The sequence below is a fragment of the Geobacillus zalihae genome (genome assembly GCF_030414215.1).
Lineage (GTDB): Bacteria > Bacillota > Bacilli > Bacillales > Anoxybacillaceae > Geobacillus > Geobacillus zalihae.
This window is the reverse complement of record NZ_CP129217.1, coordinates 2,023,575-2,038,557: the sequence shown is the minus strand read 5'-3', so window position 1 is coordinate 2,038,557 and position 14,983 is coordinate 2,023,575. Positions and strand designations below refer to the sequence as shown.

The 14,983-nt window shown below is 50.8% G+C and carries 14 protein-coding genes; 10 read left to right on the top strand and 4 right to left on the bottom strand.

Annotated elements, in window-relative coordinates:
- Positions 1-97: 97 nt before the first annotated feature.
- Positions 98-976, bottom strand: coding sequence for an IS982-like element ISGsp1 family transposase (locus QWV57_RS10210; protein ID WP_014195983.1), 879 nt, complete (start codon positions 974-976; stop codon positions 98-100).
- A gap of 180 nt (positions 977-1,156) precedes the next feature.
- Between QWV57_RS10210 and QWV57_RS10205 the strand changes: the two genes are divergently transcribed.
- Positions 1,157-2,131, top strand: a complete 975-nt coding sequence (locus tag QWV57_RS10205; RefSeq protein ID WP_020754271.1) for an MBL fold metallo-hydrolase — start codon at positions 1,157-1,159, stop codon at positions 2,129-2,131.
- A gap of 154 nt (positions 2,132-2,285) precedes the next feature.
- Complete coding sequence (locus QWV57_RS10200; protein WP_081133183.1) at positions 2,286-3,263, top strand: bile acid:sodium symporter family protein; 978 nt, start codon at positions 2,286-2,288, stop codon at positions 3,261-3,263.
- A gap of 160 nt (positions 3,264-3,423) precedes the next feature.
- Here the strand turns inward: QWV57_RS10200 and QWV57_RS10195 are convergent, their stop codons facing one another.
- The 3 genes from QWV57_RS10195 to QWV57_RS10185 all read right to left on the bottom strand — a co-directional run bounded on the left by QWV57_RS10195 (position 3,424) and on the right by QWV57_RS10185 (position 5,866).
- Positions 3,424-4,242 (bottom strand): rhamnogalacturonan acetylesterase, encoded by an 819-nt coding sequence (locus QWV57_RS10195; RefSeq protein ID WP_081133178.1) that lies wholly within the window; start codon positions 4,240-4,242, stop codon positions 3,424-3,426.
- A gap of 90 nt (positions 4,243-4,332) precedes the next feature.
- Positions 4,333-4,725: a CBO0543 family protein gene (locus QWV57_RS10190; protein ID WP_015375075.1), complete on the bottom strand. Its 393-nt coding sequence runs from the start codon at positions 4,723-4,725 to the stop codon at positions 4,333-4,335.
- Positions 4,715-5,866, bottom strand: a complete 1,152-nt coding sequence (locus QWV57_RS10185) for a DUF2515 domain-containing protein (RefSeq protein WP_060788779.1) — start codon at positions 5,864-5,866, stop codon at positions 4,715-4,717. Before QWV57_RS10185 ends, QWV57_RS10190 begins: the two co-directional genes overlap by 11 nt.
- 85 nt (positions 5,867-5,951) lie before the next feature.
- Here QWV57_RS10185 and shc point away from each other — a divergent pair, with 85 nt between their 5' ends.
- From shc to QWV57_RS10145, 8 genes are all read left to right on the top strand, one after another.
- The gene (shc, locus tag QWV57_RS10180; protein ID WP_060788778.1) at positions 5,952-7,808 is read left to right on the top strand and encodes a squalene--hopene cyclase; all 1,857 of its coding nucleotides are present in this window, start codon (positions 5,952-5,954) and stop codon (positions 7,806-7,808) included.
- A 230-nt stretch (positions 7,809-8,038) separates the two neighbouring features.
- Complete coding sequence (locus tag QWV57_RS10175; protein ID WP_033004998.1) at positions 8,039-9,289, top strand: esterase/lipase family protein; 1,251 nt, start codon at positions 8,039-8,041, stop codon at positions 9,287-9,289.
- 344 nt (positions 9,290-9,633) lie between these two features.
- Complete coding sequence (locus tag QWV57_RS10170) at positions 9,634-10,221, top strand: Uma2 family endonuclease (RefSeq protein ID WP_033005000.1); 588 nt, start codon at positions 9,634-9,636, stop codon at positions 10,219-10,221.
- Positions 10,222-10,223: 2 nt separating this feature from the next.
- Positions 10,224-10,514, top strand: coding sequence for a 4a-hydroxytetrahydrobiopterin dehydratase (locus tag QWV57_RS10165; protein WP_081133181.1), 291 nt, complete (start codon positions 10,224-10,226; stop codon positions 10,512-10,514).
- Between the two features lie 102 nt (positions 10,515-10,616).
- The gene (locus QWV57_RS10160; RefSeq protein WP_423219847.1) at positions 10,617-11,990 is read left to right on the top strand and encodes a sigma-54 interaction domain-containing protein; all 1,374 of its coding nucleotides are present in this window, start codon (positions 10,617-10,619) and stop codon (positions 11,988-11,990) included.
- Between the two features lie 254 nt (positions 11,991-12,244).
- A complete protein-coding gene (locus QWV57_RS10155; RefSeq protein ID WP_015375068.1) occupies positions 12,245-12,931 on the top strand; it encodes a CoA transferase subunit A in 687 nt (228 codons plus the stop codon).
- A gap of 29 nt (positions 12,932-12,960) precedes the next feature.
- On the top strand, positions 12,961-13,620 hold the full coding sequence (locus tag QWV57_RS10150; RefSeq protein ID WP_041470504.1) for a CoA transferase subunit B: 660 nt from the start codon (positions 12,961-12,963) through the stop codon (positions 13,618-13,620).
- A gap of 22 nt (positions 13,621-13,642) precedes the next feature.
- Positions 13,643-14,962 carry a GntP family permease gene (locus tag QWV57_RS10145; protein ID WP_020279038.1) on the top strand — a complete coding sequence of 440 codons (1,320 nt, stop codon included), beginning with the start codon at positions 13,643-13,645 and terminating at the stop codon, positions 14,960-14,962.
- The last annotated feature ends 21 nt before the right edge of the window (positions 14,963-14,983 follow it).

Here is a 14,983-nt window from a genome sequence, read left to right as displayed (position 1 = left end):
TGGTTTTCAAAGTTGAAAAAGATGAAGGGTTGTAGCATAATATTTTTGTTAACTAAATATTCAGAAATATAAAATAACCCGTGGTGCTAGTTGAGCGTCAGCGCTCAACCAGCCCTAGTGTGACCAAGGAATAAGCCAACAAGATGCCATCGAGTGCCACTTCAAACCCGGCCATGGAATTCGCTCGAATGTCGGTGATCCGGTATTGGTCTACGAGAATCGAAAACACCGTCTCGATGACTTTGCGTTTTTTTTGGATCCATTCTTCCCATGCCTTGGATGGGCCGTGCTTTTGATTGTGTCGAGACGGTGTCCAGAACGCGACTTGGTGTTCTTCGTACAGCTTTTCTCGAAGAGCGTGGCTGATGTACCCTTTGTCCCCAAAGTTGTAGGGATGAGGGATTTGAGTCATCACCGTTTCAGCGGCTTTGACGTCGTGGCAGGACGCTTCCGTCACGACATAGCCCATGGCCAGCCCTTGATTGGTCACTTGAAGATGCAGCTTGAAACCGTAGTACCATTGCTTTTTGGAAGCACAATACCCCATATCTGCGATCCCTCGAAACCGCTTGACGCGCTGCATTCTCACGGGATGGCACAACGGAAGAGGCAAGCTGTCGACGACCGCATAAGCATGGTGTTGGCCACGTTTCGCCAGCTCATGACGGATCCATTTGATGGCGAAACCAAGCGCCCGGCAGCGGCGGTTGTATCGGGAGCGTTCAAGAAACGAGCCGTTTGTGAACAAATTTCCCGTGACAAAACGATGCCAGGCTCGTTCGGAAGAAAAGCCCAGCAGCTTCCCCAAAAGGTGAACCGCCATGACCACTTCGTCTTCTTGCTTGACCAAGTGACGGTTGCGGCGATGAAGATACATTTGAATCAACGACAGTTGGGCAGAAACAAAACAGAAAATAGCGGCATATTGTTTTTGAAGTTTGGCTGGATCTGTAGTAAAATGAAAGTGCTCTTGCATGGGGGATCTCTCCTTTCGAATGTTGGGTGACACTTTCATTCTACTGGAGATCCGCCAGCAAGGGCTATTTTTATGCTTGATCAAGTTTATCTAGCACCACGGGTATAAAATAAAACTAAGTTGTCTTTGTTGTTTGGTGAAAAAAAGAGGTGTTGATGTAAAGAAAAGGGGAGAGAATGGATGACGCAGATTGAAATGGAGCGGATAGGAGATGAAATGTACCGCGTTCCGATCCCAGTCCCATTTCCGATGAAGCATGTTTATTGTTATGTATGCCGAGAAACGGATGGATGGAGCATTGTCGACGTCGGCTTTCGCTATCCTGAGGCGATTCGCGCCTGGGAAGCAGTGTTTCGGCAACTTGGAATCAAGCCGCGGCACGTTCGCGCCATTTACATCACGCATTTTCACCCGGACCATTTCGGCCTGGCTGGGTGGATGCAGCAACAAACGGAAGCGCCTGTATGGATCAGTGAGCCTGATTATGCGATGGCGGAACGAGTGTGGGGGGAAGAGAGTCGCCAGGCGAGCGAAGTGGCTGCGCTGTTTCGCCGCCACGGCGTCCCGAAAGACCTTGTGGCGGACATCGAAGAGAGTATGGAGAAGTTGTCGCTCCGCGTCAGTCCGTTTCCTGTACTAACAGTGTTGGCTGACGATGAAATTGTGCTCGGCCAACGGCAATGGACCGTCATTCCGGTTCCGGGGCACAGCGATGGGTTGATCAGTTTTTATCAGCCAGAGTCGCGCCAGCTGCTTGTCTCTGATCATGTGCTTGACCGCATCACCCCAAACATCGGGGTATGGCCGGGCGCCCATCCGAATCCGCTGCAGCAATATTTCGCTTCGTTGCGCAATGTGGAGGCTCTCCATGTGGAGGTGGCTTTGCCTGCCCATGGCGCTGTCATCCGTCAATTTCGCGAGCGGATCCGTGATATTTTCCGCCATCATGAGCACCGGCTGAAAAAAATGAAAGCGTTGACGGAAAAGGGGCGCACCGCTTATGACATCGCTGATCTTGTGTTCGGCCATAAGCCGCTGACGGCGCACCAATGGCGGTTTGCGGTGGCGGAAACGTTGGCGCATTTGGAGTATTTAGTGTCCATTGGCCAAGTACAAAAAGATGAGCGGAACGGCGTGTTCGTATATGAATCATGATCGTCGTCTGCCATACGGAAAACAGCTGGAATTTTTGTATGTTGAGACAATTCGGTTTTGTGCTTCTCTTTGCACGGCTACGGTGTATAATAGAAAAATGTAGGCATAGGAAATGCGAACGCGTCCTTGAAGGCGAGATGGGGAGATGAAACCGATGTGGCAATCGATCAACCGCCGGCTTGAGAAGGTGTTGCCGCTGCTGACGCCGGCGAGCGTAGTGATCGGTGTATGGCTGTCTAACGAGTTGCACGATTATGCCGCACTTGTGCCGTGGTTGTTTGCGTTTATGACGTTTAGCGGCAGTTTGCGGCTGCGGTTGGCTGATTTGAAAGAGGCGCTTATTCACCCCGGTCCGATCGCGGCGGCGTTATGTTTGCTTCACCTCGTGATCCCGCTTTGGGCGTTTGGGCTTGGGCATTTGTTTTTCGGCCACGATCGGCTGACGGTGATCGGCTTTGTGCTGGCGGCGGCCATTCCGACTGGGGTGACGAGCTTCATCTGGGTGTCGATCGGACGGGGAAACTTGGCGTTGGCGCTGTCCGTCATTTTGATTGATACGTTTTTGTCGCCGGCCGTTGTGCCGCTGACGTTGCTGCTGTTTGCGGGAAGCGCGGTCGAGATCGACGTTTGGCAAATGGTGCTCGGGTTGTTTTTTATGATTATTTTGCCATCGCTTGGCGGGATGTTGGTCAGCGAGCGGTTGTCCGGCCGCGCGAATGAACGGCTGGCGGGGGGATTGGCGCCATTTTCCAAACTGGCGCTTGTGCTTGTTGTCATGATCAATAGCGCGGTTGTCGCTCCGTATTTTGGTCATGCTGACGCTCGCTTGGTTTTCATGGCGTTTCTCGTCTTCGTGATTGCGGGCTCCGGCTATTTCCTTTCTTGGATGGCGGCCCGCTGGTTGAAATTTGCCCCGCCGGACATCATTGCGCTGACGTTTACCGGCGGCATGCGCAACATCAGCGCCGGCGCGGTGCTGGCGATGACTTACTTTCCGCCGCCGGTGAGCGTGCCGGTTGTGCTTGGCATGCTGTTTCAGCAAGTGCTCGCGTCGATGTACCATCGCCTGCTGGACAAAACGTATCATTTGTCGTCGGGCCGTCAGGCGTCGTTTGTCGAAAGCGCCCGGTAGGCGGTCAGCGGCGTCGGGCGAGGGAGTGAAGGGCCAAAAAGATTGCTCATCCGGGATCGGACGGGCATCGGCAGCAAGCCAAAAAAAAGGCGTTGCCGGCGGCAGCAGTTCGCGGATGGGCGATGGATCTGCTGCGGTGGAGGGACGGGGCTGAGCCGGCCTAGCGGCTTGGCGCATGTTCCCGTTCCGGTGAACGGATGAGGTGGCGGCGAAGAGGAAGGTTGAGTTCGACAATTCCTTCCACGACGAGCCGGGCGATTTCCTTCGCCCCTCGCTGGTGAAAGTGGGTGTTGTCGCTGATGCCGTTCGGGTAATTGGGATGTTCGCCCGGTGCGAGCCATAAAAACCACCGTTTCGTCCGCTCCGGACCGAGCTGTTCAAACCGCTGTTTGCTTTTCGCCGTCAAATCGATAACCGGCACGTGCTCTTGTTTCGCCAGCGCTTTCATGGCGGCAGGATAAGGCCCGTGGGAATCGAGCGCTCGTCCGTCGGCGGAAAAGCGCCGCCGCTCGACCGGGGTGATGAGGACAGGAGTCGCCCCTTTGGCGCGGGCGCCGTCAATACACTGTTTCAAATATGCCTGATAGGTGGTGAACGGCTCGGTGTGGCGCGCCGGGTCGTTCACCTTTTCATCGTTATGGCCAAATTGGATGAACAAGTAATCCCCTTTTTTCATCTCATGCAACAGGCGAGCCAACCGCCCCTCCTCGACAAAACTTTTCGCGCTGCGGCCGGAAGCGGCCATATTTTTCACCATGACGTTGTCATCAAACCAATCATCGAGCATTTCACCCCATCCGGCCCGGGGAGCGCGGGAGCGGGGGGCGGCGGCGACGGTCGAATCACCTGCCAAGTAGATCGTTATGACGGCCCGTCCGCCCGTTTTGGATGCTTTTCCATCCGTGTCCGGTTGGGCGATGAGGGCAACGCTGGCGGCGATGACAGCCAAGCAAAGGAATGCGGCTTTTTTTCTTCTCAATCGGATTCCTCCTATCCGGCAGCTGCTCGTCTTTTCGGTTTGTTCCCCGTTATCGTTGCTCGCTGCCATTGCCTTTATGCGCCATTCGTGCTAGTCCACCGTTTGGAATCGGCGGTAAAATTCCCATATTATTGAAAGAAAAAGACCGTAACCGGCAACTGAATACCAATGGCTCCATTCGGCCGTGTGGGTGAACAAACCGTACGTCTCGGCTTTGGCCTCCAATGCGGCCGCCAATGCCGACAATGCAGCGATGAGCCCCATGCGCCCAAGGCGGCTAAGCCGCTCCATGAGGGCAAGAAAGAAGACGGTGCCGAGCGGAAGAACGACGGCCGTAAAGAAAATATCGATCGAAAAGACAGAAGGAAAGGGCCGTTTCGGGAACGCATACAGCCCTTTTCCCACGAAATACAAATCCAAATACGTCCCCGTCCAAGACGCAAGCAGCGCTGAAGCCACGTAGGCGCGGCGGCTAGCGCGCATGAAAGAAGGCGTGTTTGGCGATGATCGCCAGCTCCATTTTTTCGAGCGTTTCACAATAGGCATCCACAATCTCTCCATTCGTCGGTCGTTCCGGTTTGACAAGGTAGCCGACAACGTGCGGGTCGGTAAACCAATCGCCGGGTTCGGCTGCTTCATGGACGACGTTTTTCCACGCGTGACGAAGCTGCGGGCTGTATAGGCGCGGGGCGCCGGGAACGATTCGGCAATCGCGGATGCGGCGGCGGTACGGCTCCCGTGGAAACGATTCGCATACGTCGTTAAACAGCTGCGGCCAATAGTCTTTGCGCGAGCCGGTGTGCGGATGGCGCACCGCCCAGCGCACAGCGTTTTCCAATGTTTCTTCATCGTCAAACAAAATCGAGTACAGCCGTTTGCCGAGCAAAATGCGTTCATGGAGCGACTCAAACTCGTGGAGTGTTTGGCCGATCAAGGCGGTGCCGCCCCGGCCGTCGTCATGCGGAAACAAAATATGGTTGAAGCAGAGTAGTTCCTGCAGTTTAAACTCCAGCGTCTGAAAAACCGTTTGCCGAAAAGCAGGATGTTGAATGACGCGGGATTCCAAATAGCTTTGTTCGTTCACGACTAAGGCGATGGCGAGCGTGTACGGGTCGCCGTGGCGCCAAAAATGGCGCCATATCGTTTCCATAAACGTTGAGACGCCAAGCCATGGCAATAAATAAAATAACGGCTCTCCCCGCTTTTTGCTTTCCTCATACAACAAAAACTGTGGATAAATGTCTTGAAAAATGAGCCAATTGCCGCGCTCCAAAAAGGCGAAAAACGACTGCCGGTCGTCTTCCGAGAGCAGCCTCATGAGCAGTTCCCCTTTTAAGTCGGTCATATTCCAGCCGCCGTTGCGCGACACCATATGCCCTAAAAATGCCCAATGAATTTCGCGATGGCGCAAGTAAAAATCGAGATAGGCCGTTGTCCGGGTGACATTGTTTTCGTTTTGTTCCGCCGTCATCGCCTGGATGCGGCTGATGAGCTGCTGCTCTTTGGCCGTCAGATCGCGTTCTGATATCGTTGTTGCTTCTTTCTTTCTCTTTTTCTTCAGCTCCCGATAAAGATCGACGAGAGAAAGGGGAAGAGACGAGGTTTTTGATTTTCGGCAGCGCATGATGAATCCCCCTCTTGGCGCATCGCGGGTTTGCGAATCGAATAAATATGGAAAGAAGCAGATTTTCGAAAAAGGAAGGCGATGAATAGTGGACGATGAACGGCGCGTGCTCATCGATGCGCTCAAGCAATCGCAAGCGGCTGATGGATCGTGGCGGTTTCCGTTTGAAACCGGTATTTCCACCGATGCCTATATGATCATTTTATTGCGGACGCTCGGAATACATGATGAACCGTTGATTCAAGCGCTTGTCGAACGTATTGAAAGCCGCCAGGACCCGAATGGGGCGTGGAAGCTGTTTGCCGATGAAGGCGACGGCAACGTGACGGCGACAACCGAGGCGTATTACGCCCTGCTTTACTCCGGCTATCGGAAAAAAAACGACCCGCATATGCAAAAGGCGAAAGCGCGCATTTTGGAAATGGGCGGCCTAGAGCGTGTCCACTTGTTTACGAAAGTGATGCTCGCATTGACCGGACAGCACCCGTGGCCAAGACGGTTTCCGCTGCCGCTTGCCTTTTTCCTTCTCCCCCCGTCGTTTCCGCTCAATATGTATGACCTTTCCGTGTACGGAAGAGCGAACATGATTCCGCTTCTCGTCGCCGCGGAGCGACGGTACAGCCGGAGGACGGCAAAAAGCCCAGACTTGTCCGATTTGGTTGTTTCCCGCAACGACTGGCGGCTGCCTGAAAGCCGATCGCTATGGTCGTACATCAAGCGATCTCTCATCGGACTTCCGGACCAGCTGCATCATGCCGCCGAACAGCGCGCCGTCCGTTATATGTTGGATCATATCGAGCCAGACGGAACGTTGTACAGCTATTTCAGCTCGACGTTTTTGTTGATTTTTGCGCTGCTCGCGCTCGGCTATCCGAAAGATGATCCGTATATTCAGCGGGCTATCCGCGGTTTGCGCTCACTGCGGACCGAAATCGATGGGCATACGCATATGCAATATACGACCGCTTCCGTTTGGAACACGGCGTTGGCGAGCTACGCGCTGCAAGAAGCGGGCGTGCCCTTGACGGACCGGACGATTGAAAAAGCGAACCGCTATTTGTTGTCGCGCCAGCATATCCGCTATGGCGACTGGGCGGTGCACAACCCGTACGGTATACCGGGCGGCTGGGGATTTTCTGATGTGAATACGATGAACCCGGACGTTGACGATACGACCGCTGCGCTGCGCGCCATCCGCCGGGCGGCAGCGAAAGAGACGGCGTTTCGCCATGCATGGGATCGGGCGAACCGATGGCTGTTTTCGATGCAAAACGATGACGGCGGGTTTGCGGCGTTTGAAAAGAATGTCGGCAAACGGTTTTGGCGGTATTTGCCGATCGAAGGGGCGGAGTTTTTGTTGATGGACCCATCAACAGCCGATTTGACCGGACGGACGCTTGAATATTTCGGAACGTTCGCTGGATTAACAAAAGACCACCCCGCCGTCGCCCGCGCCGTCGACTGGCTGCTTGACCATCAGGAAGCCGACGGTTCGTGGTATGGGCGCTGGGGGATTTGCTATGTGTATGGCACATGGGCGGCGGTGACGGGGCTTTCGGCTGTCGGCGTTCCAATCGATCACCCGGCGATGCAAAAAGCTGTTCATTGGCTTTTAAGCATCCAAAATGCTGATGGCGGCTGGGGGGAATCATGCAAAAGCGACGGAGCCAAGATGTATGTGCCGCTTGGCGCCAGCACGCCGGTCCATACCGCCTGGGCGCTTGATGCCCTCATCGCCGCCGCCGAGCGTCCGACCGCGGAAATGAAAGCCGGCGTTCGCGCCCTTATTCGCCTTCTCCGCCATCCGGACTGGACGGCTTCGTATCCCGCTGGGCAAGGAATGGCGGGCGCCTTTTACATCCATTACCATAGCTACCGCTACATTTTTCCGTTGTTGGCGCTCGCCCATTACGAGCAAAAGTTCGGGCCGTTTGTGGATTAGCCAACTATCCGTACGAGGGCGTGATGGAACGCTGCCATGACATAGTGCATCACCCTCTCGCTGTCGGCGAGAAACGAAATATGACGGCACAAAAGTGCATTTTTCTCTTTCCCTCATCAGAAAACCCGACAATTGCCGGGATTGAATAGCCTGATTATTTAGTATAGAATATTCAGGTAATTCGGAATAAAGGGGTTCAGTCGATTCGAGGGGAGGAGAAGGAGAGCGTGATGAAATGCTGTCGGATTATGTTTGTGTTGCTCGGATTATGGTTTGTGTTCGGCCTATCGGTCCCGGGAGGGCGGACGGAAGCGGCATCCCTACGCGCCAATGATGCACCGATTGTGCTTCTCCATGGGTTTACCGGATGGGGACGAGAGGAAATGTTTGGATTCAAGTATTGGGGCGGCGTGCGCGGCGATATCGAACAATGGCTGAACGACAACGGTTATCGAACGTATACGCTGGCGGTCGGACCGCTCTCGAGCAACTGGGACCGGGCGTGTGAAGCGTATGCTCAGCTTGTCGGCGGGACGGTCGATTATGGGGCAGCCCATGCGGCAAAGCACGGCCATGCGCGGTTTGGCCGCACTTATCCCGGCCTGTTGCCGGAATTGAAAAGGGGTGGCCGCATCCATATCATCGCCCACAGCCAAGGGGGGCAGACGGCCCGCATGCTTGTCTCGCTCCTAGAGAACGGAAGCCAAGAAGAGCGGGAGTACGCCAAGGCGCATAACGTGTCGTTGTCACCGTTGTTTGAAGGTGGACATCATTTTGTGTTGAGTGTGACGACCATCGCCACTCCTCATGACGGGACGACGCTTGTCAACATGGTTGATTTCACCGATCGCTTTTTTGACTTGCAAAAAGCGGTGTTGGAAGCGGCGGCTGTCGCCAGCAACGTGCCGTACACGAGTCAAGTATACGATTTTAAGCTCGACCAATGGGGACTGCGCCGCCAGCCGGGTGAATCGTTCGACCATTATTTTGAACGGCTCAAGCGCTCCCCTGTTTGGACGTCCACAGATACCGCCCGCTACGATTTATCCGTTTCCGGAGCTGAGAAGTTGAATCAATGGGTGCAAGCAAGCCCGAATACGTATTATTTGAGTTTCTCTACAGAACGGACGTATCGCGGAGCGCTCACAGGCAACCATTATCCCGAACTCGGAATGAATGCATTCAGCGCGGTCGTATGCGCTCCGTTTCTCGGTTCGTACCGCAATCCGACGCTCGGCATTGACGACCGATGGTTGGAGAACGATGGCATTGTCAATACGGTTTCCATGAACGGTCCAAAGCGTGGATCAAGCGATCGGATCGTGCCGTATGACGGGACGTTGAAAAAAGGGGTTTGGAATGATATGGGAACGTACAACGTCGACCATTTGGAAATCATCGGCGTTGACCCGAATCCGTCATTTGATATTCGCGCCTTTTATTTGCGGCTTGCCGAGCAGTTGGCGAGCTTGCAGCCTTAAAACGAGTATTTTGCGAAAAAGCCATCTCGATCGGATGGCTCTTTTTATGGAAAAGTTCCATGGGCAGCGCGCTTTGCCCTCCACCCGGGGATGAAATTCACGCGTCAGTCCTGCATGTTCACGGAAAAGTCTCATGGGCGACTCGCTCCCCTAAACCCGGGGATGAAAATGACTATCAAGAAGTATGCATGTTCACGGAAAAGGTCCATGGGCAACGGTTTGCCCTCTACCCAAGGATAAAAATGACCCATCCCAGCACGTGCATTTTCACAGAAGCGCATTATGTTGTATGACGGCCGCGGATGTCCGATGGTATAATAAGGGTAAAGCAAGCGGATGGGGGAATGGACGTGAAGCCGCCCGAGCGGCAAAAGGAACGGTATACGTATCAAGATTATGTCAAGTGGGACGGACGGTGGGAGCTGATCAACGGCGTGCCCTACAACATGGCACCGACCCCTTCCTTGGTCCACCAGTCTATCGTCGGTGAATTGTATGTCGCTTTGCGGGCATTTTTTCGTGAAAAAGGATGCACGGTTGTCATGGCGCCATTTGATGTACGCCTTGATGAGCAGGCGGACTATGAACAGGCGAAGCATGTCGTGCAACCAGATATCTCCGTCATTTGCGATCAAAGCAAAATGGGCAGCCGAGGCTGCGATGGTCCGCCTGACTTGGTAGTGGAAGTGCTTTCGCCAAGTACAGCGTTGAAAGATCGAAACGAAAAGTATATGTTGTACGAACAGTTTGGCGTCAAGGAATATTGGATCGTCGATCCGCTGCATCGGACGGTGGAAGTGTACGGCCGCGGTGAAAAAGGGTATGAGAGGCGGAGCGTCTTTGGCGAAGGCGATGTGCTCGTCTCGTTTTTGTTCGCTGATTTGACGGTTTCGCTGGCTGGCATATTTCAAAATATAGAGGGTGAGGGATAACGATGCGGTTAACGGAAGAGGAAGTGCAAGCACTGCTTGAAAAAGCGGACGGCTGGAAGCTGGCCGATGAGCGGTGGATTGTGAAAAAATACCGTTTTCAAGACTACTTGCAAGGAATCGAGTTTGTCCGGCGAATCGCCGCGATTTCGGAAGACGCCAACCACCACCCATTCATTTCCATCGACTACAAGCTCATCACCGTGAAACTGTCTTCATGGCGGGCGAAAGGGCTGACGAAGCTCGATTTTGACTTGGCGAAGCAGTATGATGAGGTGTACGAACAGATGAGGTAGCACCAACCAAAAGGTTTGATTTTTCAATTGTCAAAAATAAAAGAAAAACTGTGAGTGTAGATGATAAACTTTTGACAATACCAGTATACGAATGGGAGGGAGATGATGGAGAACAAATCTACAGCCTTTCAGAACGAAATGCTGAAAACCATTATTGACAGTGCTCATGAGGGAATTGTTGTTGTGGATGAAAAAGGGAAAATCATTTATATGAATAAAAGTTATTGCGAGTTTTTGGAAAAAGAGCAGGAAGAGGTCATTGGCAAGCACGTAACAGAGGTGATTGAAAATACAAGAATGCATATTGTTGTCCAAACAGGAAAAGAAGAGAGGGCCGATTTGCAATATATAAAAGGAAACTATATGATTGCCAACCGTATTCCCATTGTGATCAATGGGAAAATCATCGGGGCGGTCGGAACGGTTATTTTTCGCGATATTCATGAATGGAAACGGATGAATAGCCATATTAAAAGTTTGTTGCTGCAATTACAAACGTATTTAGAGGAATGGAAGGAAGACAATGGAGCGAAATATACATTAAGAGATATTGTTTCCCAATCAAAACAAATGGAAATGTTAAAGGAGCGAGTAAAGCGTATTGCTGATAGTGACGTTTCGGTGTTGATTCGCGGGGAAAGCGGCACGGGTAAAGAGTTGTTCGCCCATAGCATTCATCAGTTAAGCAGCCGAAGCCATAAGCCGTTTATCAAGGTCAACTGCGGCGCTATTCCCGAGCACTTACTCGAATCAGAATTGTTTGGATACGAAGAAGGAGCTTTTACTGGAGCGAGAAAAGGTGGAAAAAAAGGAAAGTTTCAGTTAGCTGATGGTGGGACGGTTTTTCTTGATGAAATTGGAGATATGCCATTGCATATGCAAGTGAAATTGTTGCGCGTTTTGCAGGAGAAGGAGATTGAACCGGTGGGGTCAACGAAAACAGTTCCAGTCGATGTACGGATTATCGCTGCTACCAACCGGCCATTAGAAAGGATGATCGAAGAAAAGCGGTTCCGTGACGATCTATACTACCGTATTAATGTTGTACCGATTTCCATTCCCCCGTTGCGTGAGAGGCCAGAGGATATCAGCGCATTGGTGCATCATTTCGTGAATAAGATCAGCAAACGCGCAGGAAAACGAATCACAGCCATCGATGAGAACGTATGGCATATTTTTTCTCAACATTCATGGCCGGGGAACATTCGTGAACTTGAAAATGTCGTGGAAGTGGCTGTTCACTTTGCTGATGGAGAAACGATTACGGTTGAAGCATTACCGGAGTATTTAAGAGCCAATTCCGTATATCAATTGGGAGGAAAAACACTAAAGCAGCTGCTTGAGGAAACGGAGAAGGCAATTATCAAAAAAAGCTTGTCGCTTCATCAAAACGATAAATTAAAGGCAGCTGAGGCTCTAGGGATTAGCAAGTCAACGATGTATGAGAAGTTAAAAAAATATGGTCTGGATGGTTAGTTTTCCGGAATCTTGGAATGTGTTCCGAGATTCCGGATTTTTTGTGAAAACAATACACAGGTGAAGTGGTGTTTGTGGTTGAGTAAGGAGTAAAGTTTTTGTATTTTTATTGAACGAATGTCCGAGTTTTCGGAATAAGGAAAGGGATGTTTAACTCGTTATTCTGTCTTCTCTTATATATTTTGTTGGCATCATTCTTGCTTATCATAGATGAATGAAGGAAGCAATAACATAGATGGGGAGGTAAAACGTCCATGAAGCAGATACATTCTTCTTTTATTGAGGCGGTGAAAGACATTCCGGACGGAGCAACGATTATGGTTGGCGGCTTCGGGCTTGTCGGCATTCCAGAAAACTTAATTCTCGCGCTAGTGGAAACCGGGGTCAAGGAATTAACAGTCATCTCTAATAATTGTGGCGTGGATGACTGGGGACTTGGATTGCTCCTGAAAAATAAACAAATTAAGAAAATGATAGCTTCCTATGTTGGAGAAAATAAGGAGTTTGAACGCCAAGTTCTCAATCAGGAAATAGAAGTTGAATTAATTCCCCAAGGAACGTTGGCAGAACGCATTCGCGCCGGCGGGGCCGGAATACCGGCATTTTATACTCCTGCTGGAGTTGGCACCCCGATTGCGGAAGGGAAAGAAGTACGAGTATTTAACGGCAAAGAGTATATTCTTGAAACGGCGTTAGTTGCTGACTTTAGTTTAGTGCGCGCGTGGAAAGGAGATAAAATGGGGAATTTGATTTACAACAAAACAGCGCGTAACTTTAACCCGATGATGGCGGCAGCAGGGAAAGTTACGATTGCAGAAGTGGAGGAACTTGTGGAAATTGGAGAATTGGATCCGGATCACATTCATACGCCAAGCATTTATGTACAACGATTAGTAGTTGGAAAACAAGAAAAACGGATTGAACGTCTAGTTGTTCGCTAGTATGTCAAAGAAGGGAGCAAGTGAAAACAATGAATAAACAATCCATTCGTGAAAGAATTGCCAAGCGTGCTGAACAGGAGATTGAAAACGGTTTCTACGTCAATTTAGGGATTGGAATACCAACTCTTGTCGCCAATTTTATTCAATCGCATAAAAAGGTGGTGCTGCAGTCCGAAAACGGATTGTTAGGGATTGGACCTTACCCTCTCAAGGATGAGGTAGACCCCGATTTAATCAATGCCGGGAAAGAAACGATAACGGCTATTCCCGGAGCTTGCTATTTTAGCAGTGCCGAATCATTTGCCATGATCCGTGGCGGTCATATCGATGTAGCTATTTTAGGAGGAATGGAAGTTTCGGAAGAGGGTGATCTTGCTAATTGGATGATCCCTGGAAAAATGATTAAAGGCATGGGAGGAGCGATGGATCTAGTGCATGGAGCGAAAAAGATTATTGTTGTTATGGAGCATGTTAGCAAGGATGGAAAACCGAAGATTGTGAAAAAGTGTAGTCTTCCGTTGACAGGAAGGAAAGTGGTCAACCGCATTATTACCGAAAAAGCGGTTATCGATGTGACCGAGAATGGCTTGAAGTTAGTAGAAATTTTGGATGGAAGTAGCGTCGAAGAGATTCAATCTCTGACAGAACCAACATTGATGATCGATGAAACGCTTCTTATTCAGGCATAATTTTGTCTAGGGGTGATCGGGGATGTGGAGCATGATCGGTCTAATTGGGGGATTGGCATTACTCATTTATTTAACCATGAGAGGAATGAATTTATTTATTGCTGCGCCACTATGCGCATTCGTAGTGGCTGTTTTCAGCGGATTGCCGCTATTTCCGCAGTTGGTTGGCGAAGGAGAAGCAAATTTAGTCGGAAATTATATGACGGGATTCTCAAGCTTTATTCAATCTTGGTATCTAATGTTTTTATTAGGCGCCATTTTTGGGAAGTTAATGGAAGACAGTGGGGCCGCTCATAGTGTTTCCAAGTGGATTGTGAATAAGTTGGGAATGAAGCATGCAGCATTAGCCATTGTGATTGCTTGTGCCGTTTTAACATATGGAGGAGTCAGCTTATTCGTCGTGGCATTTTCTGTTTATCCGATGGCTGTGAGCTTGTTTAAGCAAGCCAATTTGCCGCGCCGCTTTATTCCGGCAGCCCTTGCGTTTGGCTCTGTAACATTTACAATGACGTCAGCAGGATCTCCGGAAATTCAAAACTGGATTCCGATTGAATATTTAAAGACATCTCCATACGCTGGCTGGGAAGTTAGCCTTATTGTTGCCATTTTTATGGCCTTGTTCGGTTACTGGTGGTTAAAGAAAATGATCGATAAAGCAGTGGCAAGAGGGGAGAGATTTGTTTCTAGACCAGGTGATCCGGTTGAAGAAGGCCAAGAACTGCCTCACCCCGTTCTCGGTCTCATCCCGCTTTTGGTTGTATTAGTGATTTCGTTTGTATTTCATGATTCCTTAAAACAGTCGGCGCTCATTGTGGCTTTACTTGGCGGTGTCATCGCCACGTACGTATGCAATTATAAGTATTTCAAAAATTTCGGGAATGCTGTCTCCGAAGGAACGATCGGAGCATTAATCGCTTTAGGGAATACAGCAGCGGTGGTCGGTTTTGGCGGTGTTGCTAAAGCGGTTCCTGCCTTTCAGACAGCGGTGGAAACAATTACGAGCATTCCGGGTAACCCTTTAATTGGAGGAGCTATTGCGGTTAGTGTTATTGCAGGAATGACGGGGTCGGCTTCTGGGGGGCAGGCCATTGCGTTGCCGCTCATCGCGCCGCACTATTTGGATATGGGAGTCAATCCGGAAGCATTGCATCGTGTGGTTGCCATTTCTTCTGGAGCGCTTGATTCGTTGCCGCATAACGGATATGTAGTTACAACGATTCGAGCGATTTGTGGGGAAACCCATCAGGATGCCTATAATGCGGTAGGGGCTTTAACCGTGATTGTTCCTGCGCTAGGGACGGTGTTGGCAATCATTTTATTTTCGCTTGGTTTAGGAATCTGAAGAAGTATGCAAAAAGGGAAA

Excerpts from the sequence above, each read along its gene's own strand:
- QWV57_RS10185 (WP_060788779.1), bottom strand. The coding sequence starts at position 5,866 with ATGCGCTGCCGAAAATCAAAAACCTCGTCTCTTCCCCTTTCTCTCGTC.
- QWV57_RS10165 (WP_081133181.1), top strand. The coding sequence starts at position 10,224 with ATGCGGTTAACGGAAGAGGAAGTGCAAGCACTGCTTGAAAAAGCGGAC.
- QWV57_RS10150 (WP_041470504.1), top strand. The coding sequence starts at position 12,961 with ATGAATAAACAATCCATTCGTGAAAGAATTGCCAAGCGTGCTGAACAG.
- QWV57_RS10155 (WP_015375068.1), top strand. The coding sequence starts at position 12,245 with ATGAAGCAGATACATTCTTCTTTTATTGAGGCGGTGAAAGACATTCCG.
- QWV57_RS10210 (WP_014195983.1), bottom strand. The coding sequence starts at position 976 with ATGCAAGAGCACTTTCATTTTACTACAGATCCAGCCAAACTTCAAAAA.
- QWV57_RS10145 (WP_020279038.1), top strand. The coding sequence starts at position 13,643 with ATGTGGAGCATGATCGGTCTAATTGGGGGATTGGCATTACTCATTTAT.
- QWV57_RS10160 (WP_423219847.1), top strand. The coding sequence starts at position 10,617 with ATGATGGAGAACAAATCTACAGCCTTTCAGAACGAAATGCTGAAAACC.
- QWV57_RS10175 (WP_033004998.1), top strand. The coding sequence starts at position 8,039 with ATGAAATGCTGTCGGATTATGTTTGTGTTGCTCGGATTATGGTTTGTG.
- QWV57_RS10200 (WP_081133183.1), top strand. The coding sequence starts at position 2,286 with ATGTGGCAATCGATCAACCGCCGGCTTGAGAAGGTGTTGCCGCTGCTG.
- QWV57_RS10190 (WP_015375075.1), bottom strand. The coding sequence starts at position 4,725 with ATGCGCGCTAGCCGCCGCGCCTACGTGGCTTCAGCGCTGCTTGCGTCT.
- QWV57_RS10205 (WP_020754271.1), top strand. The coding sequence starts at position 1,157 with ATGACGCAGATTGAAATGGAGCGGATAGGAGATGAAATGTACCGCGTT.
- QWV57_RS10170 (WP_033005000.1), top strand. The coding sequence starts at position 9,634 with ATGGACGTGAAGCCGCCCGAGCGGCAAAAGGAACGGTATACGTATCAA.